This window comes from Alteromonas sp. ABH4_457, assembly GCF_056160625.1.
On sequence record NZ_JBSWXN010000002.1, the window covers coordinates 662,519 to 687,560 of the forward strand.

Below are 25,042 nucleotides of genomic sequence, written 5' to 3' on the forward strand. Positions count from 1 at the left end.
GTATAGCGTAAATACACCGGCAAATTGAATCCGGCGGGAAGGGAATTAAGGCGTAAAAAAGTAAAACGCCGCATAAATGCAGCGTTATCAGATTATTTTAATGTTTCAGAGAGGAAATTCACGACCTTCTGATAGTACTCGCCGCGGTTGGTTTCATCATAGAAACCATGTGTTTCCGAGTCTTTCACGAACCACTCATAGGATTTGCCAGCTTTGTCCAGGGCACTTTTCAGACGTTCGGCGTGCTCAAGGGGAACCCGGCGGTCACGGGCACCATGGGCAATAAGTACCGGACCGGACAGTTTGCTCACGTGGGACACAGGGGAAAATGCAGTTAACTGAGCGGGGTCAGTACCCAGCACTTTTTCCAGATAGGCATCACCGGTGAGGAATTCAGTAATGTCACCTTTCTCCAGTGCCAGATTAAGATCATAGACGCCGGCATTAGCAACAGCACACTTGAACAGGTCGGGTGCCAGTTCTGCAGACATCACCGCAGAATAGCCACCAAAACTACCGCCCATGATACACACTTTGTCTTTATCGATATGTCCCTGAGAAATGATGTAGCGTGTACCGTCGATAATATCCTGCTGAATATCGTCACCCCAGTGCTTGTAGCCGGCAACCTGATAATCGCCGCCATAGCCACCGGAACCACGGTAGTTCACCTGAAGAACAGCATAACCTTCGTTCGCCAGTAACTGAACTTCACGGTCAAACCACCATAAATCACGTACATAGTGCGGACCGCCATGAACAAGAGTTACCAGAGGAACTTTCTGTCCCTGTTTCATCGTAACAGGGTAGGTAACGAAACCGTGAATTTTCATTCCGTCTGACGCTTCAAAACTCACCGGTTTGGTTTCAGAGAAGTCGTCTACGGAAATGTGTTCAAGGTTAGCGAACAGCTGGCTCAGGCTATTGGCAGATTTGTTGTAAAGATAATAGGTACCGGCATCAATATCGCTGGTGGCATAGATGAGCCACAAATTGCCGTCTGCTGAACGGCTGACCATATTCACGTTGTAACCCGGCAGGGCACCCAGCAAGTCTTTAAAGATTCTGGCTTCTTCACCGGCACTGTCGAAAACCATGTACGCCGGCATACCGTCATCCACGCGGATAGCATAGGCAGAGGACTTATCGGTTGTCAGATTTACCTGAGACAAAGACACTACATCATCGGTGTATATTTCTTTTCGCTCACCGGTCTTGAGATTCATCCGGAAAAGGCCGACTTTGTCCTGTTCGAAATTATCCAGGTAAATCACTTCCGTGGCATCTTCGTTCAGAGATACCGGATGGAAAGCCTGCCCGAATTGCTCACTGATTTCTTCCCAGTCATCGCCTTTACGACGAAAAATAAGCGTATCGTCATTCTTATTTGTGCCGGTTGCCATGATCAGGTTACCACTGTCATCAGTAAAAATGTCAGATTGTGGCGCGGGCGCATAAGCCTTGGCGGGGTACAATTTGCCGCTGTAAACGTTCAGACGGTGAATTGATGCGATGCTGTCGTAGCTGGCAGAAAGACGCTGAACGAAACCAATCCGGTCTACGTTCATCGGCTCTGATGCAATCAGGATCTCATTGTCGTTATCCGGCATTGTACTGATCACGCGGGCCCAGCCATCTACGCTTTTCTTTCTTTTAATCCGGGTATTCTGACGCTCTTCGATGTTGAATCCATAGATAATCTCGCCGTTAGTACCGTCGTAATTAATAGCGTAAAGTTCGCCCCAGAACTGAGGTTCAGATTGCCATGGCTCTTTACGCCAGATTTCCATTACCAGGCGATCATTATTCGCCCAGTAAAAGGTACCGACCTCATTTCCCCCGCGCATGGCCATTCCGCCAACCGTTGAGAAATCTTTCATGTCCAGCACGGCAAGGTTTCTGATGCCATCCTGTACAACCACGATGGCCAGACGGTCTCCGTCCGGTGATATTTTGGCATCTGCGTAAATAGCATTTTTAGCTATGTCCTGCGGTGTGAAAGCCGCAAAAGCAGAAAAAGAAAGGAACAAAAATGCGACCAGCGCACCTAATTTCTTATACGACATGTGGGTCATCCCTGAGTAAACATACTTCTGATAATGAGGCATTATCTCTGAAATCAGAATCCATTAAATGTAACAAATTTATCCGGTAACAGAATAGCCAGCAACACAGTTACAGGCAAGCAGGGACGATCAAAACCAGTCTGAACCTTGTACTAAAGTATGAACACAGTGAACATTACCACTGACAACCCGGTGATTCCTGCGTAGACTTACGCATAAATCCATACGGAGATTGAAAATTTATGATTTACAGCATGACCGCGTTTGCCCGCAGTGAAGTGAAAAAAGACTGGGGAACAGCCGTGTGGGAAGTCCGCTCGGTGAACCAGCGTTTTCTGGAAACTTACTTCCGTTTGCCTGAACAATTCCGGGCACTGGAACCGGTGCTCCGTGAGCGCTTTCGCAAGCGTTTACAGCGGGGAAAGGTAGAGTGCGCGCTGCGTTTCAGCGCTAACGATGCCGCTGTAACCAAACTCACGCTTAACGAAGCACTTGCGAAAGAAGTCATGCATGCTGCAGACTGGGTGCAGTCACACGGTCAGTCCACCGGAGTTAACCCCCTTGATATCCTGCGCTGGCCCGGCGTTATTGCTGCCGAAGAAGCCGATATGGATGCCATTCAGGCGGATATTCTGGCGACATTTGACGATACCCTTACTCAGTTCATCGAAGCCCGCGCCACCGAAGGGGATGCGCTTAAAGCACTCATTGAACAGCGCCTGGATGGTATTGAAAAAGAAGCCGCAGCAGTTGCTGAAAAAATGCCGGCTATTGTTGAGTGGCAGCGTGAAAAAATTCAGTCCCGTTTTGAAGAAGCCAAAGTAGAACTTGATCCCACCCGCTTCGAGCAGGAAATGGTCATGCTGGCGCAAAAGATTGATGTGGCAGAAGAACTCGACCGCCTGAATGCTCACGTTAAAGAAACCCGTAATATCCTGAAAAAAGGCGGCGCCTGCGGCCGTCGTCTGGATTTCATGATGCAGGAATTCAATCGTGAGTCGAATACACTGGGCTCCAAGTCAATAAACTCAGAAATCACGCAATCAGCTGTTGAGCTGAAAGTGCTGATTGAGCAGATGCGCGAACAGATCCAGAACATCGAGTAAATATTTTCTGGTCACATAAGCACTTTTTAAGAAGCCCTGTACTTGTTTTCAACACAGGGCTTTTTTATTTCCGCCTCATAAACGCCACCATTTCACTGGCGACGGCCCTGATCACATTTACACAGACTGAGTTGCCAAACTGTTTGTAGATTTGGCCCTGAGATACAGCATCAACGATGAATGCCTCGGGAAAGCCTTGTAATCGAGCACATTCTCTTGGTGTCAGTTTACGCGGATTCTTGTTCAGTGCGCTCTGGTCAATCAGGATCTCGGACCCGTCTTTATAATAGCGGGCACTGATCGTGTTGGTGTAGGCACTGTCGGGCGTAAACAGTGAATAGCCGAACCCGTTACCTTTTTGTTTATGCTCCGCTTTACGCTTCTGATGGCCCGTCCAGAGCCTGTCTGACAAGGTGTAACGATCATCTTTGGCTGCCAGTTCGGACGCACTCTCAAGAATATCGCCCACACGGGTTGGTATGTTTGGTGGTTCCGGCCAGCGAAAATGTGCATTGATATCTGCTTCGCTGAAATGATCTTTATCGAAGCCGATGATAAATACCCGTTCACGGTTTTGCGGGGCACCGAAATCTGCCGCCCGCAGCACTTTATAGTCCACCCAGTAATTCAGCTTCTCAGAAAGAGCATGGCGCGCTTCCTCACTGAGAGGCATATCATCCGGTATACTCTGATAAAAATCTCCCCGCAGGATAGCCTCAATGGTTTTAAGTGTACGACCTTTATCATGGCCTTTAAGCTGCTTTACGTTTTCCAGCAGGAATGCTTTCGGACGCTTTTCAACAAGAATGCGCTGAATTTCAAAAAACATGGTGCCGCGGGTATCGCTGAACCCTTTTTTCAGACCTGCCTGCGAAAATGCCTGGCAGGGAAACCCGCCCAACAGCACATCGTGATCCGGAATATCTGCCGCGCGGATTTGGGTAATATCGCCGTGTGGCATTTCACCGTAGTTCGCAAGATACGTTTTTTGTGCAAATTTATCCCATTCTGAAGTAAATACACACTTACCTCCCAACTCCTGAAATGGAAGTCGTATGCCACCCACTCCGGCAAAGAGATCGATAAAGTTAAAGTGGTATTCTGAGCCGGTAGCTGCGAAAGGGGCTTCTTTGGCCAGTTGCACCATGCGTTTTTCCAGGGTTCTCACTGCTTCTGCTTTTTTAGCCGAAGGCAGGTGCTCGCCATTTTCCCAACCGCGAACTGTCCGCTCGCCCTGATTGCCCAACCCCAAAAGATTTGCAAATTCTGTTCTGCCCAATCCCAGCCGTTGACGTATACACCTGATATCATCAGCGCTAAGATTCTGGTTTTGTTTACTCATGGGGAGACTTCTGCTTATCCGGTTTTTATCCCTGCGAGGTTAGCATCAGAACAGATCAGCTACCAGCGCTTTGTCATTTAAAACGGAAGGAAACTTTTATTGGCAGACGTACACGACAAAGCTACACGAAGTAAAAACATGTCTGCGATAAAAAGCAGAAATACAAAACCGGAACTACTGGTCCGGCGGGCGCTGTTTGCCAGAGGGTACCGTTACAGGAAAAATGTTAAGCGGTTACCGGGCTCGCCGGACATTGTGTTACCCAAATACAGAACCTGTATTTTCGTGCACGGCTGCTTCTGGCACATGCACGAACAGTGTCATCTGGCACACTTGCCGGAAACAAGAACAGCATTCTGGCTCACCAAACTTACGCAGAATACAGTGCGGGATAAACGCCACCAGCACGACCTGCTTAGTCAGGGATGGAAGGTAATTATTGTCTGGGAGTGTGCCCTGAAGGGGGTTGGCAAACTGCCTTTTGAAGAAGTCATATCGCGACTTGAGAAACTTATCCATATGAAGCACGGCTTTAAAAGAGCACTGGAAATACGCTGAAGGCAGAGACGTTTGTGACCACCCGCAAGTAATGTACTATACCTGTTTAGCAAAAGGAGAATGAGATGAAACGGTTAAGTTGTTGCTTGTTGTTTATGCTGTCACTGTCGGTGTCAGCCAGTCCTCAGGAAGAAGTCAGCAACGTGCTGGATAAGTTTCATCAGGCTGCATCTGATGCCAGCTTCACCACGTATTTCAGCCTCTTTTCAGCCAATGCTGTATTCATCGGTACCGATGCGGGAGAAACCTGGCCGGTTGATGAATTTAAAGCCTATGCGAAGCCATATTTCGATAAGGGGCAGGGTTGGACCTATCATCCCCGCGACAGGCATATTTATTTTTCTGCTAACGGCAATACGGCCTGGTTTGATGAACTTCTTGATAATGCCAGCTATGGTGTAACGCGGGGAACCGGTGTACTGGTGCTTGAAAACGACAAATGGAAAATTGCCCAATATCATCTGACCATTCCTATTCCTAACCAGTTAGCCAGTACAGTCACCGAAATGATAAAGCTTTCCTCTGCTGAGATACCTGTAGCAAATTAACTAAAAGGACTGGCGATAGCATGATATGGACAGTATTTAACATACTTTCACCATTCTGTTTTTTACTTTTTAACATTAGCATCTTCTATCGCCTTCAACTTTAGGAAATTACCTGATGCGCACAATTTTAAAGGTTATTACTCTAACATTGTTGTTTACAGCTCTTCCCGGATGCAATTTTTCCGGATCAAACGGTAAGTCTAAGAATCAAGTGGACAAAATTATCCCAGCCTATAATGTAAAAACACTGACTTACAAAACGATCGGTAGTAAAGCTCTTCAACTGGATTTATATATACCCAAACAGAGTAAAGCGGAACATACGCCTCTTTTGATATGGGTTCATGGAGGAGCTTGGTTCAGGGGCTCCAAAGACGAATTTATTTCCAAAAATGGTACCTTGGCTGATAAATTGGTAAATGAAGGTTACGCAATTGCCGCGGTCAATTACCGCTTGAGCGGAGAAGCCGTTTTTCCTGCGCAAGTAGCAGATATCAACGATGCAATTAACTATTTGGTAAATCATGCCAGTCAATACAATATCAGTACTGATAAAGTTGGTATTATGGGACGCTCTGCAGGTGGTCACCTGGCCTCTCTGATTGCTACATCTAACAACGATACTGAAACTGGCTTCTATGAGGCAAATAGACAGCCCGAATACGATATTGCTGTAGTTCTCGACTTCTTTGGCCCCAGTGATATTAATGCTATGAGGGGAAACAGTGGAAATGTTGACCATGACGCACCAGATGCAGCAGAAGCAAGGCTCCTTGGCGCCTCTCCTGTTGAAAGACCAGATCTAGCTAAATGGGCATCATCTACTACATATATTGATACAGATACCCCACCTTTCATCATCATGCACGGAGATGCTGATGGAGTTGTTCCGGATAGTCAAAGTAGAATTTTGAAAACCAGGTTGGGGGAATCAGGAGTATCAAATAAGTTAGTTGTTGTACAAGGCGCCGGTCATGGCGACCCGGTATTTGATACCGAAGAATACGTTGATATGGCCGCTGAGTTTATTAAAAGTTATCTTCCGGTTACTCAGTAATTATTGGCTGCTCTTGCTTTGTGTACGAAAAGCAAGAGCAGCTAAAGCTGTGACCGCAAAAAACTCTATGTCTAACTCGCTATCTTTAGTTCGTTATGTAAACGAGAATGGCAGGCGTTGACTCATATGCAATTGAAACTTTGAGGATTTACTATTCGTCTATAGTCTTCATTCTGTATGCTCTGGGCGTGTCTCCCGTCCATGATCTAAACGCCCTGGTAAACACAGCGGGATCGGAATATCCAACCCTTTCAGCAACTTCATTTATTGAAATTGTCGTCTGCGAAAGGAAATGCATTGCTCTGTCACGACGGATTATATCTTTCAATTGTTGGAACGAAGTCCCTTCATCTCTGAGCTTCCGCATTAACGTCCTCGGAGTCATATGCATTTTGTTTGCACAGTACTGAATCGTAACAATGCGATTTTGCAGGCCTGATTTGATAAGAGGTTTCAATTCACCACTCAAACTATAGTCCGCTTTGTACTGCCGGAACAGCTCGAGAGGACAACGGTTCATAAAGACCTTCAGACTTGCACTGTTTTGCCTGACTTCTCTATCCAGGTAATGGGTTGGGAATATCAATGAAAGTTCTTTGCTTTCAAAATTGTGCGGCCCTGGGAAGAGATAACTATATTCACCGACATGAGCGGGCGTAGGATAAGGAAAGTGGCTTTCAATAATGGGCAGTTCATCGGCAATTAACCACGCGGCGTAACGATGCCATGATAAAAGACAAATCTCAGCGAACAGATGGTGATAATCCAACTCAGGTTTATGCAGAACAAGGCGCAGGGTGACCGATTTACCATTTTCTTGCAGAGTTATTTGCTCACGTCTGAATAACAGGTTGTAAAAACGAATTCCTAAAATAAGGGCTTTTCTCAAGGTCGGCTGATTTACGGTTAACTGTCCCATCATGTAGTAGGAGCCGTACGGAATGACCATGTCATTAAGACCCATACTTTCATCATTCATCCACTGCCAGATAGCTTTTTGCAAATCCGCCAGCTTTTGTGTCGGAATACGATGTTCAGGCCGGTATAGATCCTGTCGCGATAGACCGATACCTTGCATCAGAATATCAACGTCAACACCTTTGAGCGCAGCGGCCTCGACCAGTGCAGTCAAGTAATGATTAGCAGCGGACCCATACTCCATTTTATCAGTGTTCACCGTCTGACTCTCTTAATTCCCTGATAATTTTTTAACTAAAATAAGAAGGCAAAGTCATTTAATTCACAAGAATAATGCGTATGTCATTCACATTAGTCAACGTTGGTCCGGTGATAAATAAATCCCCCATCTCTTTAAAAAATGAATAGCTGTCATGCTTCGTAAGATATTCTTCAAGATCCAAGTTATTTTCCATAGCTCTGAATTGACTATCTGATAGTAAAAATGCTCCTGCGGCATCTTCGGTACCATCTATGCCATCGCTGTCCACCGCAATTGCACCAACGCCATAACAATTCTTTAATTCTTTCATCAACGCCAGTACGAATTCCGTGTTTCGGCCACCCCGTCCATACGATTTACCTGAAATGGTAACCGATGTTTCTCCACCACTGATGATAGCCAAAGGAGGTTTATCAGGAAAACCTGCTGTTTTAGCGGACTTCACAATGGCAGCCATGATACTGGCCAGGACTTGGCTATCGCATTCAAATTGATCACTTAGCACGACAGGCTTATAACCGTGTTTCTGTGCTTCTCTCGCGGCGCGTTGCAGGGCCTGTCGGGCAGACGCGACAATCTTGTACTCTACGCTTACATCATCATTCGACTCCTTATGCTGATAAAGAGGAACGTATTGCTTCCATTCGGATAGCCCATATTTTTCTAGTATTTTTTGTGCACACAACGGTCTTCTTGTGTCTGGTATTGTTGGGCCGGAAGCCACATCTTCCGGTACATCTCCGGGTATATCACTTACTATCAGGTTAAATACGCGGGCTGGAGCGGCAGCTTTTGCAAGCTGGCCGCCTTTGACCTGACTCAGTGCTTTCCTGACTGCATTCATTTCACTGATAGATGCGCCACTTCTCAATAACGATTGGGTAATTTTCTGCTTCTGAGAAAGATGAATACCTTCAACAGGTAATGCACAGCACGCTGAGCCACCACCGGATATCAAACTAATGACCAGATCATCTTTTGACAAGTTAACTACGGCATCCAGCATTGCCCTGGCAGCACGTTCGCTATTCTCGTCGGGTACCGGATGTCCTGCTTCGATTACTGCAACTCGTCCCGCACAGACACCATGTCCATATCGGGTTGCAACTATGCCAGAGAGCGGCACACCCTCCCAGTAGCAGTTTAATTCCGCCGCCATCAATGCGGACGCCTTACCTGCCCCGATTACAACACACCGCCCCTTGGGCGGTGCGGGCAAACAAGCAAACCAGTCAGCGGATGGAACCACGCTATCAATAGCTACCTGAGCAATAGCTGTTAATGTTGCTTTTTGTACATCTGCATTCATTTCGCGTGATCACGAATATAGTGAATGACGGCTTCAGTAACGTCTTTTGTCGTTGCTTTACCACCTACATCAGGAGTCAGTTTTCCTACACCCGTGGCGTGCTCTATTGCTTCCATCAGTAAGGCTTCGAGCTCAAATTCCCCGAAGTGATTCAACATTTGTGCTGCACTCCAGAAGCATGCAACCGGGTTAGCTATTCCTTTTCCGGTAATGTCAAACGCTGAGCCGTGAATTGGCTCAAACATCGACGGAAAGCGACGCTGAGGATCGATATTGGCAGTCGGTGCAACACCCAGACTTCCCGCTAATGCACCGGCTAAATCAGATAAGATGTCTGCGTGAAGGTTCGTTGCAACAATGGTATCCAAAGATTCTGGTTTTAGCGTCATACGCATTGTCATAGCATCAACCAGCATTTTGTCCCAGGTTACATCGGGAAATTCCTGCGCCACTTCGGCCGCTATTTCATCCCACATAACCATGCCATGTCGCTGTGCATTGGATTTGGTGACGACCGTTAACTGCTTCCTTGGACGGCTCTGAGCCAACTCGAAGGCATAACGCATAATACGGGTCACGCCCACACGGGTAAATATGGACACTTCTGTCGCAATTTCCTCTGGCATTCCGCGGTGAGATCGCCCTCCCTGACCCGAATATTCACCCTCAGAGTTTTCCCTGACTATTACCCAGTCCAGATCCCCGGGCTTACAATTTCTTAACGGAGAACTAATTCCGGGCAATACACGGGTTGGTCGCACATTAGCGTATTGATCAAAATTCTGGCAAATATTTAATCGCAGGCCCCACAGAGTTATGTGGTCTGGTACGTCTGGTGCCCCCACCGCTCCAAATAATATGGCATCGTGTTTCTTTAACTTTTCTAAGCCATCATCTGGCATCATTTCGCCGTGCTTTTTATAGTAGTCTGATCCCCAGTCGAAAAACTCAAAATTAAAGGTCGCTTTTTTGGTTTCCTCCTGTAATACATTGAGAACGTCAACGGTTTCGTTGATGACTTCTATACCTATACCGTCCGCGGGTATTGCCGCAATTGAATAGTTTTTCACATTTACCCCTTATGCACTTACTAAAGCGCTGTTGAATTAATAGAAGTATGGGTTTGGGTTGGCTTTCCTGTTAAAAACAACACGATACATGCTGATACCATCAGGCTAATACCAACGCCGATCAGTCCCCACATATAGTCTCCGGTTGACGTCTTGATGTAGCCGATTAATGTTGGCCCGAAAAAGCCGCCAAGATTGCCGATAGAATTTATTGCAGCAATACCCGCTGCAGCCCCTGAACCTCTCAAAAACTGAGTAGGAATTGCCCATAAAGGTGGTTTAGCAGAACTCACTCCCACGTTGACAACAATGAGTGCCAACACCGCAGCCAGCAGAGAAGTTGTAAAAGCTGCAGCAAACAGGCCTACGGAAGCAACAATACACGCTATGAATACATGGGTTGTACGCTCTCCCGTTTTATCAGAGTGTTTTGCCCAGAAAACCATTGCTACTACAGCAAAAACAGGGGGAATCGCATTAACCAGACCAATTTGAGTTAAGGTTAAATCGTATTGCGCAAGGATTTGTGGAGCCCATATCCCTATTGTATAAAGCCCGGCTGATGTGCCGAAATAAACCAGTGCCAACGCCAGAATTCGCGGATTAAACAGTGCAGAGAAAACGGCTGAAGCACCATGGCTTGCTGCAACGGCTCTTCTCTCTTTGCTCATTTCTTCCACAAGCCACTGTTTTTGCTCTTCAGGCAGCCATTTCGCCTTTTCCGGCCTGTCAGTAAGAAAGAGTAGAACTGCAGCAGACAACAACACCGCAGGTAAGGCTTCAATGAGAAATAGCCACTGCCAACCTTTCATTCCCATGATGCCGTCGAAAGACAGCAGCCATCCGGACAATGGCGAACCAAGGCCGATTGAAATTGGCACTGCTGCCATAAACATGGCCGTGATCCCCGCGCGATATCGACATGGAAACCAATAACTTAAGTACAGAATAATGCCGGGGAAAAAACCCGCTTCTGCAGCCCCTAGTAAAAATCTGAGTATGTAGAAACTGATGGGCCCCTGCACAAAGGCCATGGCGCCGGAAACAAGACCCCAGGTTAGCATAATCCTCGCTATCCACCTGCGGGCGCCAACCTTGTGAAGAATGAGATTAGAAGGAACTTCAAAAAGAAAATAGCCGATAAAAAAGATACCTGCCCCCAATCCAAACGCAGCCTTGGACAGGCCAATATCTTCGTTCATCGTGATTGCAGCAATACCGACGTTTACCCGATCCAGATAAGCAACGAAGTAAAGCAGCATAATGAAAGGGACGATTCTCCAGGCAACCCTTTTCATCGTTAATTGTTCAGTAAACAACACCATCACCATTTTCATTAAATTAACAATGAAAAGGGACACTACACCCAAAACAAATGTTGAACAACATGCGTTTTTTTTGCAAAAAGGTAAACGAAATGCCAATTATTTCAAATTTAGCATATTTGGAAATGTGTAATAAAAAGTTGCAGAAATAACATTTAATCGAATATTTTCAAATATTTATAAAATATAAAAATTGAAATTCAATAACTTTTTACACACCTAAAATTTCTTTGCATAAGATTCCCAATGTCACATATTGCAAAAAAAATAGTCATCATCTGCCATTTAATAATTTAAACATTTAATTAACACTTCAGCTTATAAATTAGTCTGCCCGAGATCACTGGGATAGAGGACTAAGACTAATTATATGAAAAGACACACTGGAGCATTTATGACTGAATCACACGCTAAAACGAGAATTGCCGTATTAATTGGGGCTATGTTAAGTCCAACAGTAGTTATCGCACAGGAGCCGCAAACGACAGAAGCTCAGGAAGAGCAGCAAGTCGAGACAATTTCCGTGACGGGTACCCGAATTAAGCGGAAAGACTTAGTATCTTCCAGTCCAACAGTTACGACCGACGCAGAAGATTTTGCCCGCGCAGGCGATGTGACACTGGACAATTATCTGCGTCAGCTTCCTCAGTTTCAGCCGGGCCAGGGTAGTTTCAGTAACAGCAGTTCCGGGGGAACAGTCGGGCAGTCGACACTGAACCTCCGGGGTTTAGGGCCTCAGAGAAATCTCGTGTTACTGGATGGTCGACGCATGCAGTCATCTAATGCAAACAGTGCTATTGATATAAATACACTACCTTCCAACGCTATTGGAGGTGTTGAAATTGTCAGTGGCGGGGCTTCTGCGACTTACGGTTCAGACGCAATGTCAGGTGTCGTTAATTTTCAGACCCGAACGGATCTGGACGGGCTGGAATTATCAGCGAAACTAACTCAACCTAAGGATGGTGATGGGAAAACTACACTATATGGTATCGCTTACGGTTCGGATTTTTCTGATTCTAAGGGTAATTTATTCGTTAGCGCTGAATGGGTAGACCGGGAAGGGATCTCTATTCAGGACAGGCCATTCTTTTTAGATCAACCAGCTAGTGGATTTACACCTTTCAGCAGAACGTTACCTGACGTACCACCAAGTGCAGATGCCGTTAATGAACTGTTCGCAGGCTATGGATTTGAGGGCGTAAGTAACAGAAGCTTTTTCGGGGTTAATGATGATGGGTCAATTTTCGCAGTCAGTCGCGGTCAGGCAATAAACTATCGAGGTCCAACAGAGGCACCATTTTTGGTAAGCGATACAAGCTACGGCTATCATCCTGGTTTTAATAACTATGTCCAGGTTCCTCTCGAGCGCAAAGCTATATTTGGTAAAGCAAACTACATTCTGGATGACGATCTTACTCTTTACGGACATTTTCAATATTCAAACAGCGATGCTCAAAATATTGGTTCAGAGCCCGTACTGGCAGCTCCCTGGAGTGTGTTCGTTCCGGTAACCAATCCGTATATTGTTGCAAATGAAGCCTTCTCTGATTTGCTTGCTTCAAGGAGCCAGCCGGATTTACCGGTAGAATATCAGGTACGTTTAGGTGCGGCTGGCCCGCGAACCTATAATACCGACTCAACAGTATGGCAAGGATTGGTGGGCTTAAACGGCTATGTTGAATCCATGGATTTGTCCTGGGACGTGTTTGTTTCAAAAGGCCGTACCAAGAATACCGACTCTACAACATCTGGTTCGGTGAGTTATGTTGCAATGCAGGAACTGGTTGATGCACCTGATGGTGGTAACAGTATTTGTAGTGGCGGCTACCAGGTATTTAACGGCCTCAACCAATTATCTGATGACTGTCTGTCATATATCTCCCGCACACCAGTCAATGAAACGATAATGGAACAAACTGTTATTGAAGGTGTCGTCGAAGGTTTGATAACCGAGCTTGATGCCGGTGAGGTACGATTCGCTCTTGGTGCCCACTATCGCGAAAACACATATGACTTTAACCCGGATGATGACATTGCAGCGAACAGGCTCGCCAGTTTATCCGCAACACAACCTACTTCAGGTAGTATTGATGTAAAAGAAATTTCCGCGGAAGTTTATGTTCCTTTATGGGCATCGAGTGATATGGAGCAGGCAGTGAATATGACTGTCGGCTACCGTTTTTCTGACTACAACCTGGCAGGTACAGCAAACACATACAAAGCTGAACTCGATTGGCGCGCGAATGAGTTTGTATTATTCAGAACGGGTTTCCAGCATGCCCTGAGAGCCCCTAACGTTGAAGAGTTTTTTAATGCAGGTACTCAACAAGTTTCCGGAATCGGAGATCCTACAAGTGGTGGTGGTGATCCTTGTGACTATCGTCATCCGGGACTAAGCGGTGAAAATGCAGACGCTATCGGGGCGCTTTGTCTCGCAACAGGGCTGGATCCTTCCCTTCTGGGTAGATTTAGACAGCCATCAAACTCTTTAGTTACAACTACTTTTGGTGATAGAACATTAGATCCGGAAGAGGCAGAGTCATTCACGTTGGGTATGGTACTGGAATCCCCCTTTGAGAGTGAGTACTTCGCGGATATGTCATTAACCCTGGATTTCTACGATCTGGAAATCGAGAAAGCCATTGCGGCGATACCGGCTGACCAGTCTTTAGCGAAATGCTATAACCTGGACGGTTCGAATCCTGAATACAGCACAGAAAACTTTTTCTGTCAGCAATTCGACAGAAATAATAACGGTATTTTCCAGTACGTTAATCAGCCATATCTAAACCTGGGTGGTTATAAAACAAGTGGTCTGGATATATCTTTCAACTGGACGGTGCCAGCTAAGTTCGTAAACGACTCATCGAAATTAGTCTTTAATAGTTTTGCCAACCACTTAACTAAGTTTGACATTGCCGTATTTGAAGACAGCCCTTATCAGGATTACGCCGGAACAGTTTCGGGTACAGAAAGCTACCCTGAATGGAAACTGGTCAATAGCCTGACACTCGTTAGCGAAGATTTCTCTGTTACAGCGCGCTGGCGTTATATTTCAAGTATGGATGACGTTAGCGTGGTTTCAAACCCGGCGTCGACAACGCCTGGCAGTAGCAATTATAGCTATATTGATTTGTCTGCCAGCTATACATTTGATGAATCAGTAACATTCAGAGCAGGTGTTAACAACTTATCAGACAAAGCACCTCCAGTTATAGGTGGTACCAGCGGTACAACAAACCAGGGTGTATTTGACGGTATAGGTCGCACCTTGTATGTCCAGGCAAACTGGAAAATATAAAGATAAGGGGCGCTCAGGCGCCCTTTTTTAAGGAAACTACAATGTTACTTCGTCATACGTTTTTTTTTACTCTCTTTTATATATTCAACTCTTCTGTTTTCGCCCACGAAAACTCAGGCCCGGGTTCTTTCCCGGCTCCTCATATTCAATCTGCGCCAGTGCTACAAATACATGTTGAACTCGGGACTAAAATTGACGTCGGTGAAACTGACGACGGCCACAGATACATAGTTCCTATTACTGGCGGGCGTTTCACAGGTCACAATATATCAGGAAGCGTAATTCCCGGCGGCGCTGACTGGCAGGTGAATCGCCAGGACAATGTAAAGAATATTGAAGCTATTTATGCACTTAAGACAGATGATGATGTTACTATTGTCGTTCACAACAAAGGGATTGTTCACACACTGACCGGCCAGCGATACGCATTTACCCGTCCAGAGTTTCATGTGGCTACAGGAAAATATGACTGGCTCAATAAAGACTTTTATATTGGAACCATTGAGTCAATCAAATCCCCAAGAGCGGTAATTATTCGTATATACCGCGTGGAATAACTTCATAGGAGAATCCTGTATGCAATCTCATCGTTCGCTGCTATTCGTTCTCCTCATTGGCGTAGTGTTTTGCAGCCAAGCCGAGGAAGCAAAAACCAAAGCGGAACAACTCGCAAAAAAAGGCATCTCTGCCGGCGCGTACTTTCCTGGTTATACCAATCTCTGTGACTTAACAATGACCTTTCGCGATGTAAATGCCCCCAGAGACCGGGCTGCGACGCCTCGCAGGAAGGATAGGGCCGATGCTAAAAAGTCTCCGCAAGAACATTCTCGCGGAAAAGAGCCAGGGCCCATGCAAGTCTTCGACAACTTGTATTTTGTTGGTAACGCAGGTGTATCTGCGTGGGTCTTAGGAGATGAAGATGGCTATATTTTAATTGATGCCCTGACCAGCAATAAAGAAGCACGTGAAACCATTATTGGCGGGATGAAAACACTGGGACTTAAACCTGAGAAAATTGCGTATTTAGTAATTACTCATGCGCATGGCGATCATTACGGCGGTTTCAGATACCTGACACAAGAATATGGTATGCCCGTGGTTATGAGTGAATCAGATTGGAAGCTTGCTGAAATCATGCCTGAGCATCCCAAATTCGGGCCAGCTCCGGCGTTAGAAGGTAACATTGCAGTAACAGATGGTACCATACTTTCAGCAGGTAACGCTGAGATGGAAATTCGAGTGACTCCGGGACATACAATGGGTACGATTTCTCCCCTTTTTACGGTGTATGACAACGGACAACCATTCAGAGCCGCATTATGGGGTGGAACCGGATTTAACTTTGGCGTTAAACCAGCCCAATTTGCTGCTTATGCAAAGTCTGCGAGTAACTTTAAAGCGCTGGCGGAAGAGCAAGACGTGACTGTTTTTCTATCGAATCATGGAAAAAGGGATGGCTCGATAGAAAAGATGGAGCAACTTGCGCGGCGCCCCCCCGGAGCTCTCCACCCGTTTGATATGGGTAAACATGCAACAGATGTATTTGACGTTTTATCTAATTGTGCAATGGCGCAATATCACAGGGTTAAAAGCGGGAATTAATCATATTAACAGAATCAGGGAGGAGTGGTCCTCCCTGATTCTATTCACTCAGCGGTTGTATTTTCAGCTCAACACGACGGTTAATCTGACGGTTTTCAGCCGAGGTATTAGGCACTTTTGGCTGATACTCTCCCAGACCCACTGTGGTTACCCTGGTAGGATTAACATTGAACGTGGTCAGCAGATTCTTAACAGATTGCGCACGGCGCTCTGACAACGTCTGGTTGTAAGATTCTGCGCCGGTGTCATCGGTATGACCTTCGATAAGCAGCACCGTTTTCTCGTACTGATTTACCACCGTTGCCACATCCTGCAAGACAGGATTGAAATTAGGACTGATAGACGCACTGTTGGTGGCAAACGTAATATCACCCGGCATAATGAGGCGCAGGTTATCCCCTTCCCGAACTACCTGTACGCCGGTGTCAGCCAGTTGCTCGCGCATTTCTTCTTCCTGGCGATCCATATAGTTACCAATCGCACCACCGGCAATAGCACCGACCACGGCACCCCAGGCATAACGGCTTTTGTCGTTATCCCCGGTCGCTTTACCCAACAGTGCACCGACGACAGCACCAATCCCTGCACCTTTTTGTGTATTGTTAGGGCTTGTTGCACAACCACCCGCGATTAAAGAAGCGGTGATGAGTCCGACTGCGAAGACTTTCTTCATGATATCCCTCTTAAGATAATTACAACTGTACCGGTCAGGACAGCAAGACCTGTTCCATCATCCGGTTAAACGCCAAAATACGCGCCGGCAAATGAATACAAGCTGAATGGCCTTATCCGCAGGGGATAAACGGGAAGTTAATTGCGATGATTGCACACACCGGCGGGTAAAATGTTCCCGGTGGTGTATGTAATTAAAGACAAATCAGGGAGAGATGTTCTGCGCAAAAAACTGGTTGAAGTTAATTTTGTAGTCACTGGCTTTTACCGCTTTTTCAATTTTTACCCGCTTATCATGGGCAAGATCGATATCCCGCGGGGTAACATAATGATTACCGGTCAGTGAATAGAATACTTTAACAACCGGTGTCAGCGGAGAGTCATTCTGTGACAACACCATAGCCAGTTTATCGTTAGACAGAAGCACCAGACTGCCTACGGGATAGACGCCCATACATTTGATAAATTGCTGAACAAGTGCCTGGTCAAGCTTATGAGGACATTCCCCGATAAGGATCTGGAAAGCCCGCTGGCTCGGCATACCGGCTTTGTAACAACGGTCAGCAGTAAGCGCATCGTACATATCTGCAACTGCCAGCATACGCCCTGCGGTGCTGATGTTGTCACCTTTTGTTCCTGCCGGATAACCATATCCGTCAAGACGCTCATGATGTTCACTGACGGTTCTGACGAGGTCCGGGTTCAGGTTTACCTCATGCAGGGCATCCACACCATATTCGACGTGCTTCTTCATCACGTCCATTTCTTCATCAGTGAGTCTGCCGGGCTTATGCAGGATCTCATCAGGTACGCGAATTTTACCCATATCATGAAGGAAACCGGCAAAAGCCAGCTCCTGCACTTCGTCATCAGACATTCCCATATGACGCGCAAAGTTAGCGAGAATAATAGCTACGTTTAACGAATGCTCCAGCAGGTAATCATCTTTTTCACGGATGCGGGTAAGGCAAAGCAGTGCGTCAGGATTGCGCTCGACTGATGCCACAAGGTTCTGTGAAAACTCACTGGGAATGCGATCGTCGAAAGGTAGACCCTGCTGAACAGCTTTAAGTAAGGTTCTTTGAATTTCCTTACCCTGTTTATATAAATCTTCTGCCCGGACCAGTTCGGACGTCAGGCTCATACGGGGCTTTTTCTTTGCCGGAACCGGCTCCTCTGCCGGCACAGGCACAGCGTCAGGTTCGAATTGCTTCGATAAATCGATAACGAGTTTGAGGACGCCACGTTTTCGTAAAGATTCCACCACAGCCTTACGGGCAACGCGCCCCTGGCTTTTGATTTTCACTTTTCCTGACTGCTCAATGATTTCATTGACGTACATGCCGGGCGCTAATTCGTCTATAGTAATCGTTTTAAATACGCTGTCGGTCACTTGCTATCACACCATGGAATAAATGAGTCTGTACACTGAAGTTTAAAGATTAGCTTTAGCTCTGTGGCCACATTCAGTACTTCAGTGTATAGAGTATAGTTACCATATCAGGTTGCCACTGACAATTTCGCAGTTTCACCCGATTATCTTTCACCATGATTCCTTCGGCCATAAGCAATTCTCTTTGCTCCTTCGCTTTTTCAGAGCCGGGCAGAAAGGCTATTTTCCCGTCAGCCCGTAAAATACGATGCCAGGGAACCGGTTCTCCATTGAAATCAGCACGCAATGAACGACCTGCCAGCCGCGCTCTGCCGGGCAGACCGGCAAGATCCGCAATCTGCCCATAGGTAGCAACCGACCCTTCCGGCACGGCCATAACGGTTTGCAGTATTTGCTTCACTTTGTCGTTGTTGCCAGTATCGGCCATAATGCGCTTTTATTTTCCAATAGAGTGTTCGAATGCGTCCATATTGCTCAGTTTGCCGCTATCCGCAAAAAACCTGTGTATGCAGTGCAGTGACGCAGATTTGTACACCTGTTCAGTTTCTCATCATTCAGCATGAGAAAGAAGCCATTCACGCAAAAAATACCGCTAAATTAGTACAGCTGTGTTTACCTGATACACCCATACTTTCCGCAGGCGCTGATGAGGCGGAAATGGCCGTGGCAGATGCTCTTGATAATGCGGGATCTCCGGCGGTGATTTATCCGTCTCCGGAAAGCGCTTCTTTAGAAAAGACACCACAATCAGACACACACGATCTCTTCATTCTGCTGGATGGAAGCTGGCGTCAGGCTTACGGATTGTGGCAACGTTTTACACAGCTGCACCCGCTACCGCAGTATCATTTCAATCATGCCGGCCCGAGTGATTACCGCATCAGGCACACCCGTGCAGAATCGGGGTTATCTACGCTTGAAGCTGTTGCGCATGTGATGAAAGTAACGACAGAGACAGATCCGGCGCCGTTATACCGGTTACAACAGTTTATGCAGGCGCACTGGCAGGCACCTGCGGCACACCTGCGCCGCAAGTAAAGAAGGTTCAGCCGGCTTTCATCGGCGTGTAGCCTTTGTGATCTTCAACCAGTTTCAGCCAGTTATTCACCGCCGGATAGGCTGTCAGATCGAATCCGCCTTCGTGGGCCACATGGGTATAAGCGTATAAACTGATATCAGCCAGTGACAATTGTGACCCGGTCAGAAAAGGGGTGCGGGAAAGCTGCTCTTCCATGACTGCCAGTGCTTTGTGCCCGCCAGCCTGTTTAGCTTCATATTCAGCTTTACGTTCTTCCGGTAACCCCAGATATAAATTAATGAACCGGGCTACCGCAATATAGGGCTCATGGCTGTATTGCTCAAAGAACTGCCACTGCAGCATCTTAGCCAGATCGAAAGATGAACGGGGAATGAGTGCGGAACCTTCAGCAAGGAAGTTTAAGATAGCATTTGATTCGGACAGCGTGCGGCCATCCTCCATTTCCAACAGCGGGATTTTACCATTCGGGTTCTTTCGCAAAAACGCGGGGGTTTGCGTTGCCCCTTTTAAAATATCGACTTCTTCCCAGTCGACTTGTTTACCCAGTATGGAAAGTAATAATTGAATTTTATAGCAGTTTCCGGAACGGCTATCTCCATAAACCAGCATGACCAACTCCTTTTTATCTACAGCATTCCAGCTTACTGACGTTTTTATCAGGTCACAAGATGTTCAATATAAATTAATGTCATCCAGGAAGCAGGGATCAGAAACACAACGCTCAGCATGCGTTTACATTGTTCGAACGTAACCGGTGTAGCAGTAATGTTTTCCACTTCTTCGATTTCCTGCTGAATAGCATTGCGCCGTTCGTGATTAATGCGATCACTTTCGTCTTCACAGTAAATGGACGTCAGCCCGCGTGTCAGGTGATCCATTATCTTTTGCTTTTTTGCACCAATAAGACGATACACCTTTACGGCGGGCATGATGAGATACACAGTCAAAGACGATGAAAACAGGGTCACTATGGCAAGATCGATTGCCGGTATATCTTTTTTAAACCAGAAAACGGGAATGATGATCAACGCAGTGATACTGAACAGGGCATTCTCCATCGACAGTAGCGACACTCTTTTCAATGCTTTCAGTTCGCTGCTTGTGGCAATATTAATATGAATGAAATGCTTCATCATGTAGTGAGTGGAATAGATCATCTGAAACAGGAAAAGCCAGAAAAAAAACCAGAAAGGTACTGCAATCAGATCAAGCAGCAGAACCTGCATGTTCATATCGAAGGCAACCAGTTCTTCACTCATGATATAGACAGCCGTCATGGAAATAGCGAGGGTGGCGGAGGTCAGAATGTGGTGGCGCAGTTTCACCGCCAGACGGGCACGATGCTGTGCAAATAAACTCAGGGCGTTTTTATCCAGCAAATAACTCATGATGGCACCAGCCATTTGCTGTTGCTGAATGCGCAAGCTGATCCAGAAAAAGGTCGTCAACAAGGGCATGCCTAAGGCAGCATTGAAGTCGCGTTGGGCCCGGAAATCATTAATAAGCTGGTAATCCAGCGCACCGGTGAAGTAATTCGCTATACAGCACACTACAAAATAAAGAACCGGCATGTGCCAGAAAGAAGCGGCAGATGTTGAGGGATAATTAAATTCAGTCGTCATACGGCCTTCACGATAATACTCAGTAAAGTCCTTCCCACTGTTGTTCAAATTTTGTTTTTATTATGCCGCTAGTTTAATCATCCGCAGGCGCAATGCAACCTCTGCAATGCCGCAATTGCGCCTTTGTTTGTATCACTCTCGCTGATAGCAGTCAGACCATGCTGCAAATTCACTTCCGCCCGGTTCGGTAAAATGAAACCGGTGACCGCCTGGAAAAGCAAAAACAGGCTGAGTAATAATTCCACCCGCACCAACAATTTCAACTTCAAGGCAGGTCAGATCGTCACTGTAAAACACGGTCAGAGCTGCACCCCGGGACGTAGTGCTGATTTCTTCACTGGCATAAAAGCCGCCGTCGACATTGTCCAGAGAGAAGGCACAATAGGCCTCACCATAGTCGGTGAAAGTCCAGCCGAAAACGGACGAGAAGAATGCTTTGGTCTTTTCCAGTGATGCGGAAGGATACTCCAGATAATTTAATGATTTATTTTTCATCATCGCCTCCCTGTTGAAAAGCAGCCATGACTTCAGCGCCGGTCATTTTCCTGCTGGTGGGATGTAGTTCGTAGTAAGGCCCTTTTTCATCGACAAATATTTCAGTTCCCATGGAAAAGTTATCACCATCGAACAAACCGGCAGGCACGAAATACTCACCGCTTTCTTTGTAGAGATAAAATAAATGGGTACCGCAGCGGTGACAAAAGCCTCTGTCAGCCCACGGAGACGACGAGAAGCGGGTGATGGCATCTTCCCCTTTAAAGGTTACCGCAACACCACAGTGAGCACTGTAGAAGGGGCCTCCGCTCCATTTCCGGCACATGTCGCAGTGACATACACCGACTTGTTCTTCTGCCTGCGTTGCATGCACTTCCACTTCGCCACACAAACAACGTCCGGTTAATCCTTTATCTGACATCATTGTTCTCCGGTGAATATAAACTGGATAAATACACAGTACACCGGTTTACAGAAAAACAGCAAGTAGCAGATACAAAAAACCCGGCATGTAGCCGGGTTTTTCAATTTTTTGCTGATGTACTACTTACGCAGTTTTTGAATCAGACGCAATTGAGCAATAGCTTCTGCTAACTCTTGTGCCGCTTCTGCATAGTTGAAATCAGCGCCCGGGTTGGCGATATGCTCTTCAGCACGACGTTTTGCTTCTTCTGCAGACTGCTCGTCCAGATCTTCTGCACGAACAGCAGTGTCAGCAAGAACAGTGACTATACCGGGTTGTACTTCAAGTACACCGCCGGCAACATAAATCATCTCTTCTTCACCGTGCTGCTTAACCAAACGCACCATACCAGGTTTAATTGCAGTAATAAGTGGCGCGTGACCAGGGTGGATACCCAGTTCACCTTCACTTCCTGTTACCTGTAATGTTTCAACCAGACCAGAGAAAATCTCTTTTTCTGCGCTTACTACATCCAGATGAACGGTCATAGCTGCCATTGTAAACTCCTTAGTAAGGAACGTGAATCAAGCACGGGCAGACGTTAAGGCCTGCCCGGCTTCACTCTTATTTCTTGGCTTTTTCCAACGCTTCGTCGATCGAACCAACCATGTAGAAGGCTTGCTCTGGCAGGTGATCATATTCACCTTCCAGGATGCCTTTAAAGCCACTGATAGTGTCTTTCAGAGAAACGTACTTACCAGGAGAACCGGTGAATACTTCTGCTACGAAGAATGGCTGAGACAGGAAACGCTGAATCTTACGAGCACGGGATACCACTTGCTTATCTTCATCAGACAGCTCGTCCATACCCAAGATAGCGATGATATCTTTCAGCTCTTTATAGCGCTGAAGTACAGTCTGTACGCCACGCGCTGTGTCGTAGTGTTCCTGACCGATTACCAGTGGATCCAGCTGACGTGAAGTTGAGTCCAGAGGGTCTACCGCTGGGTAGATACCTAAAGACGCGATATCACGGGACAGTACTACCGTTGCATCTAAGTGAGCAAAGGTGGTAGCTGGTGACGGGTCAGTCAAGTCATCGGCTGGTACGTATACTGCCTGGATTGACGTGATTGAACCAGTCTTGGTTGATGCGATACGCTCCTGCAGAACACCCATCTCTTCAGCCAGTGTAGGCTGATAACCTACTGCTGAAGGCATACGACCTAACAGTGCTGATACCTCAGTACCTGCCAGGGTATAACGGTAGATGTTATCTACGAAGAACAGAACGTCACGACCTTCGTCACGGAATTTCTCTGCCATAGTCAGACCAGTCAGAGCTACACGCAGACGGTTACCCGGTGGCTCGTTCATCTGACCGTATACCAGAGATACCTTATCCAGTACGTTTGATTCGTTCATTTCGTGGTAGAAGTCGTTACCCTCACGAGTACGCTCACCAACACCTGCGAATACTGAGAAACCGCTGTGCTCGATTGCGATGTTACGGATAAGCTCCATCATGTTTACGGTTTTACCTACACCGGCACCACCGAACAAACCAACTTTACCACCTTTCGCAAACGGACATACCAGGTCGATAACCTTGATGCCGGTTTCCAGCAGTTCTACTGAACTTGACTGATCTTCGTAGCTGGGCGCTGCACGGTGAATAGACATACGCTCTTCTTCACCAATTGGGCCTGCTTCGTCGATTGGGTTACCCAGCACGTCCATGATACGGCCCAGAGTGGCTGTACCAACAGGAACCATGATAGGTGCTTGCGTATTTTCTACTGCCAGGCCACGACGCAGACCGTCAGTGGTACCCAGAGCGATGGAACGAACTACACCACCGCCTAATTGCTGTTGCACTTCCAGGGTTAGCCCGGATAAGTCACCTTCGGTAACTTTCAGTGCGTCATATACTCTTGGTACCGCATCTTGTGGAAACTCGATGTCCACAACGGCGCCAATGATTTGGACGACCTTACCTTGACTCATAATTAGTCCTCGTTATCTCTTCTAAACCTTTGCCTACACCGCTGCGGCGCCGGATACAATCTCACTGATTTCCTGTGTGATTGCAGCCTGACGGGCCTTGTTGTATACCAGTTGCAGATCATCGATAAGGTTGCCGGCGTTATCTGTTGCCGCTTTCATTGCAACCATACGTGCTGCTTGTTCTGACGCTGCGTTTTCCACAACACCCTGATATACCTGGGATTCGATGTAACGAACCATTAAGGATTCCAGAATTTCTTTCGGATCCGGCTCGTAGATGTAATCCCAACGATGCTTCAGTGTCTCATCTTCTGACTTTGGCAAAGGCAATAATTGATTCATCACAGGCGTTTGCGACATGGTGTTAACGAAGTTGTTATACACCAGATAAACTTTATCCAGTGTGCCTTCGTCGTAGGCGCGTAACATCACGCGTACCACACCCACTACATCGCTTACCGAAGGTGCATCACCTAAACCTGTTTCTGCGGCAAGTAGCTTACCACCAAAACGGTTAAAGAATGCACAAGCCTTCGAACCTAACGCTGCAAAATCTACTTCAACACCCTGATCGCGATACGCTTTCGCTTTCTGGGTTACCAGCTTGAACTCATTAGTGTTCAGGCCGCCGCATAATCCGCGGTCAGTAGAAATTACGATAAAGCCAACCCGTTTCACGTCACGCTCTTCAAGATAAGGGTGACGGTACTCAAGGTTACCGTTAGCAATGTGACCAATCACTTTTAGCATGCTTTGCGCGTATGGACGGCCATGAGCCATACGTTCCTGCGCCTTTTTCATTTTCGACGCAGCAACCATTTCCATCGCACTGGTAATCTTTTGAGTATTCTTGATACTCCCAATTTTACCTTTAATCTCTTTACCGCTGGCCATGATTATCTCTCCGATTACTCAACGAATTGTGCTGACCACGAAAGCCAGCA

The 25,042-nt window shown here is 46.7% G+C and carries 24 protein-coding genes; 8 read left to right on the forward strand and 16 right to left on the reverse strand.

All coding sequences use genetic code 11. The features are described from left to right. Positions 1-92 precede the first annotated feature (92 nt). Positions 93-2,066, reverse strand: a complete 1,974-nt coding sequence (locus tag ACXAGR_RS06090) for an alpha/beta hydrolase family protein (RefSeq protein ID WP_474848708.1) — start codon at positions 2,064-2,066, stop codon at positions 93-95. A gap of 242 nt (positions 2,067-2,308) precedes the next feature. Here ACXAGR_RS06090 and ACXAGR_RS06095 point away from each other — a divergent pair, with 242 nt between their 5' ends. Then, the gene (locus tag ACXAGR_RS06095) at positions 2,309-3,172 is read left to right on the forward strand and encodes a YicC/YloC family endoribonuclease (protein ID WP_474848710.1); all 864 of its coding nucleotides are present in this window, start codon (positions 2,309-2,311) and stop codon (positions 3,170-3,172) included. Between the two features lie 64 nt (positions 3,173-3,236). On the opposite strand, the gene dcm is transcribed toward ACXAGR_RS06095, so the two are convergent. Beyond that, positions 3,237-4,514, reverse strand: coding sequence for a DNA (cytosine-5-)-methyltransferase (dcm, locus tag ACXAGR_RS06100; RefSeq protein ID WP_474848712.1), 1,278 nt, complete (start codon positions 4,512-4,514; stop codon positions 3,237-3,239). Between the two features lie 99 nt (positions 4,515-4,613). Here dcm and ACXAGR_RS06105 point away from each other — a divergent pair, with 99 nt between their 5' ends. The 3 genes from ACXAGR_RS06105 (at position 4,614) to ACXAGR_RS06115 (ending at position 6,677) form a co-directional block, all read left to right on the forward strand. Then, a complete protein-coding gene (locus tag ACXAGR_RS06105; protein WP_474842261.1) occupies positions 4,614-5,072 on the forward strand; it encodes a very short patch repair endonuclease in 459 nt (152 codons plus the stop codon). Positions 5,073-5,137: 65 nt separating this feature from the next. After that, positions 5,138-5,620 (forward strand): nuclear transport factor 2 family protein, encoded by a 483-nt coding sequence (locus ACXAGR_RS06110; protein ID WP_474842263.1) that lies wholly within the window; start codon positions 5,138-5,140, stop codon positions 5,618-5,620. Between the two features lie 115 nt (positions 5,621-5,735). After that, positions 5,736-6,677 carry an alpha/beta hydrolase fold domain-containing protein gene (locus ACXAGR_RS06115; RefSeq protein WP_474848714.1) on the forward strand — a complete coding sequence of 314 codons (942 nt, stop codon included), beginning with the start codon at positions 5,736-5,738 and terminating at the stop codon, positions 6,675-6,677. 151 nt (positions 6,678-6,828) lie between these two features. On the opposite strand, the gene ACXAGR_RS06120 is transcribed toward ACXAGR_RS06115, so the two are convergent. Genes ACXAGR_RS06120 through ACXAGR_RS06135 form a run of 4 tightly spaced genes read right to left on the reverse strand, consistent with a single transcriptional unit; the run spans position 6,829 to position 11,573 of the window. Continuing rightward, on the reverse strand, positions 6,829-7,854 hold the full coding sequence (locus ACXAGR_RS06120; protein ID WP_474842267.1) for an AraC family transcriptional regulator: 1,026 nt from the start codon (positions 7,852-7,854) through the stop codon (positions 6,829-6,831). Positions 7,855-7,912: 58 nt separating this feature from the next. Further along, on the reverse strand, positions 7,913-9,166 hold the full coding sequence (locus ACXAGR_RS06125; protein ID WP_474842269.1) for a glycerate kinase type-2 family protein: 1,254 nt from the start codon (positions 9,164-9,166) through the stop codon (positions 7,913-7,915). Then, positions 9,163-10,236 carry a tartrate dehydrogenase gene (locus ACXAGR_RS06130; RefSeq protein ID WP_474848716.1) on the reverse strand — a complete coding sequence of 358 codons (1,074 nt, stop codon included), beginning with the start codon at positions 10,234-10,236 and terminating at the stop codon, positions 9,163-9,165. The genes ACXAGR_RS06125 and ACXAGR_RS06130 overlap by 4 nt, the downstream gene beginning before the upstream one ends. Positions 10,237-10,256: 20 nt before the next feature. After that, positions 10,257-11,573 (reverse strand): MFS transporter, encoded by a 1,317-nt coding sequence (locus ACXAGR_RS06135; RefSeq protein WP_474848718.1) that lies wholly within the window; start codon positions 11,571-11,573, stop codon positions 10,257-10,259. 382 nt (positions 11,574-11,955) lie between these two features. On the opposite strand from ACXAGR_RS06135, the gene ACXAGR_RS06140 reads away from it, so the two are divergent. From ACXAGR_RS06140 to ACXAGR_RS06150, 3 genes are read left to right on the forward strand one after another with little or no spacing between them, the layout of a single operon-like run. Beyond that, entirely contained in the window at positions 11,956-14,865 is a 2,910-nt protein-coding gene (locus tag ACXAGR_RS06140; protein ID WP_474848720.1) for a TonB-dependent receptor domain-containing protein, read from the forward strand. Between the two features lie 41 nt (positions 14,866-14,906). Further along, entirely contained in the window at positions 14,907-15,422 is a 516-nt protein-coding gene (locus tag ACXAGR_RS06145) for a DUF3237 domain-containing protein (RefSeq protein ID WP_474848722.1), read from the forward strand. Positions 15,423-15,441: 19 nt separating this feature from the next. Beyond that, positions 15,442-16,467, forward strand: coding sequence for an MBL fold metallo-hydrolase (locus ACXAGR_RS06150; protein WP_474848724.1), 1,026 nt, complete (start codon positions 15,442-15,444; stop codon positions 16,465-16,467). A gap of 40 nt (positions 16,468-16,507) precedes the next feature. On the opposite strand, the gene ACXAGR_RS06155 is transcribed toward ACXAGR_RS06150, so the two are convergent. The 3 genes from ACXAGR_RS06155 to ACXAGR_RS06165 all read right to left on the reverse strand — a co-directional run bounded on the left by ACXAGR_RS06155 (position 16,508) and on the right by ACXAGR_RS06165 (position 18,959). Then, on the reverse strand, positions 16,508-17,140 hold the full coding sequence (locus ACXAGR_RS06155) for a YiaD family glycine zipper/OmpA-like lipoprotein (protein WP_474848726.1): 633 nt from the start codon (positions 17,138-17,140) through the stop codon (positions 16,508-16,510). Between the two features lie 204 nt (positions 17,141-17,344). Further along, the gene (locus ACXAGR_RS06160; RefSeq protein ID WP_474848728.1) at positions 17,345-18,532 is read right to left on the reverse strand and encodes an HD-GYP domain-containing protein; all 1,188 of its coding nucleotides are present in this window, start codon (positions 18,530-18,532) and stop codon (positions 17,345-17,347) included. A gap of 73 nt (positions 18,533-18,605) precedes the next feature. After that, entirely contained in the window at positions 18,606-18,959 is a 354-nt protein-coding gene (locus ACXAGR_RS06165) for an MGMT family protein (protein ID WP_474848730.1), read from the reverse strand. A 32-nt stretch (positions 18,960-18,991) separates the two neighbouring features. On the opposite strand from ACXAGR_RS06165, the gene ACXAGR_RS06170 reads away from it, so the two are divergent. Next, positions 18,992-19,570 (forward strand): tRNA-uridine aminocarboxypropyltransferase, encoded by a 579-nt coding sequence (locus ACXAGR_RS06170; RefSeq protein ID WP_474848732.1) that lies wholly within the window; start codon positions 18,992-18,994, stop codon positions 19,568-19,570. Between the two features lie 7 nt (positions 19,571-19,577). On the opposite strand, the gene ACXAGR_RS06175 is transcribed toward ACXAGR_RS06170, so the two are convergent. From ACXAGR_RS06175 to atpG, 7 genes are all read right to left on the reverse strand, one after another. Continuing rightward, the gene (locus tag ACXAGR_RS06175; RefSeq protein ID WP_474848734.1) at positions 19,578-20,180 is read right to left on the reverse strand and encodes a glutathione S-transferase family protein; all 603 of its coding nucleotides are present in this window, start codon (positions 20,178-20,180) and stop codon (positions 19,578-19,580) included. A gap of 47 nt (positions 20,181-20,227) precedes the next feature. Then, a complete protein-coding gene (locus ACXAGR_RS06180) occupies positions 20,228-21,193 on the reverse strand; it encodes a hypothetical protein (RefSeq protein WP_474848736.1) in 966 nt (321 codons plus the stop codon). Positions 21,194-21,325: 132 nt separating this feature from the next. Next, positions 21,326-21,691 (reverse strand): VOC family protein, encoded by a 366-nt coding sequence (locus tag ACXAGR_RS06185; RefSeq protein ID WP_474848738.1) that lies wholly within the window; start codon positions 21,689-21,691, stop codon positions 21,326-21,328. Next, positions 21,678-22,112 (reverse strand): GFA family protein, encoded by a 435-nt coding sequence (locus tag ACXAGR_RS06190; RefSeq protein ID WP_474848740.1) that lies wholly within the window; start codon positions 22,110-22,112, stop codon positions 21,678-21,680. The genes ACXAGR_RS06185 and ACXAGR_RS06190 overlap by 14 nt, the downstream gene beginning before the upstream one ends. 119 nt (positions 22,113-22,231) lie before the next feature. Continuing rightward, the gene (locus tag ACXAGR_RS06195) at positions 22,232-22,648 is read right to left on the reverse strand and encodes a F0F1 ATP synthase subunit epsilon (RefSeq protein ID WP_303572536.1); all 417 of its coding nucleotides are present in this window, start codon (positions 22,646-22,648) and stop codon (positions 22,232-22,234) included. 67 nt (positions 22,649-22,715) lie between these two features. Beyond that, positions 22,716-24,098, reverse strand: coding sequence for a F0F1 ATP synthase subunit beta (gene atpD, locus ACXAGR_RS06200; protein WP_303572537.1), 1,383 nt, complete (start codon positions 24,096-24,098; stop codon positions 22,716-22,718). A 33-nt stretch (positions 24,099-24,131) separates the two neighbouring features. After that, a complete protein-coding gene (atpG, locus tag ACXAGR_RS06205) occupies positions 24,132-24,992 on the reverse strand; it encodes a F0F1 ATP synthase subunit gamma (RefSeq protein ID WP_474842297.1) in 861 nt (286 codons plus the stop codon). Positions 24,993-25,042: the final 50 nt, after the last annotated feature.

Bases quoted from the DNA above. Each gene is read 5' to 3' on its own strand.
- ACXAGR_RS06090 (WP_474848708.1), bottom strand. From the start codon at position 2,066: ATGTCGTATAAGAAATTAGGTGCGCTGGTCGCATTTTTGTTCCTTTCT.
- ACXAGR_RS06095 (WP_474848710.1), top strand. From the start codon at position 2,309: ATGATTTACAGCATGACCGCGTTTGCCCGCAGTGAAGTGAAAAAAGAC.
- dcm (WP_474848712.1), bottom strand. From the start codon at position 4,514: ATGAGTAAACAAAACCAGAATCTTAGCGCTGATGATATCAGGTGTATA.
- ACXAGR_RS06110 (WP_474842263.1), top strand. From the start codon at position 5,138: ATGAAACGGTTAAGTTGTTGCTTGTTGTTTATGCTGTCACTGTCGGTG.
- ACXAGR_RS06115 (WP_474848714.1), top strand. From the start codon at position 5,736: ATGCGCACAATTTTAAAGGTTATTACTCTAACATTGTTGTTTACAGCT.
- ACXAGR_RS06125 (WP_474842269.1), bottom strand. From the start codon at position 9,166: ATGAATGCAGATGTACAAAAAGCAACATTAACAGCTATTGCTCAGGTA.
- ACXAGR_RS06135 (WP_474848718.1), bottom strand. From the start codon at position 11,573: ATGAAAATGGTGATGGTGTTGTTTACTGAACAATTAACGATGAAAAGG.
- ACXAGR_RS06140 (WP_474848720.1), top strand. From the start codon at position 11,956: ATGACTGAATCACACGCTAAAACGAGAATTGCCGTATTAATTGGGGCT.
- ACXAGR_RS06145 (WP_474848722.1), top strand. From the start codon at position 14,907: ATGTTACTTCGTCATACGTTTTTTTTTACTCTCTTTTATATATTCAAC.
- ACXAGR_RS06150 (WP_474848724.1), top strand. From the start codon at position 15,442: ATGCAATCTCATCGTTCGCTGCTATTCGTTCTCCTCATTGGCGTAGTG.
- ACXAGR_RS06155 (WP_474848726.1), bottom strand. From the start codon at position 17,140: ATGAAGAAAGTCTTCGCAGTCGGACTCATCACCGCTTCTTTAATCGCG.
- ACXAGR_RS06165 (WP_474848730.1), bottom strand. From the start codon at position 18,959: ATGGCCGATACTGGCAACAACGACAAAGTGAAGCAAATACTGCAAACC.
- ACXAGR_RS06170 (WP_474848732.1), top strand. From the start codon at position 18,992: ATGCGTCCATATTGCTCAGTTTGCCGCTATCCGCAAAAAACCTGTGTA.
- ACXAGR_RS06175 (WP_474848734.1), bottom strand. From the start codon at position 20,180: ATGCTGGTTTATGGAGATAGCCGTTCCGGAAACTGCTATAAAATTCAA.
- ACXAGR_RS06180 (WP_474848736.1), bottom strand. From the start codon at position 21,193: ATGACGACTGAATTTAATTATCCCTCAACATCTGCCGCTTCTTTCTGG.
- ACXAGR_RS06185 (WP_474848738.1), bottom strand. From the start codon at position 21,691: ATGATGAAAAATAAATCATTAAATTATCTGGAGTATCCTTCCGCATCA.
- ACXAGR_RS06190 (WP_474848740.1), bottom strand. From the start codon at position 22,112: ATGATGTCAGATAAAGGATTAACCGGACGTTGTTTGTGTGGCGAAGTG.
- ACXAGR_RS06195 (WP_303572536.1), bottom strand. From the start codon at position 22,648: ATGGCAGCTATGACCGTTCATCTGGATGTAGTAAGCGCAGAAAAAGAG.
- atpD (WP_303572537.1), bottom strand. From the start codon at position 24,098: ATGAGTCAAGGTAAGGTCGTCCAAATCATTGGCGCCGTTGTGGACATC.
- atpG (WP_474842297.1), bottom strand. From the start codon at position 24,992: ATGGCCAGCGGTAAAGAGATTAAAGGTAAAATTGGGAGTATCAAGAAT.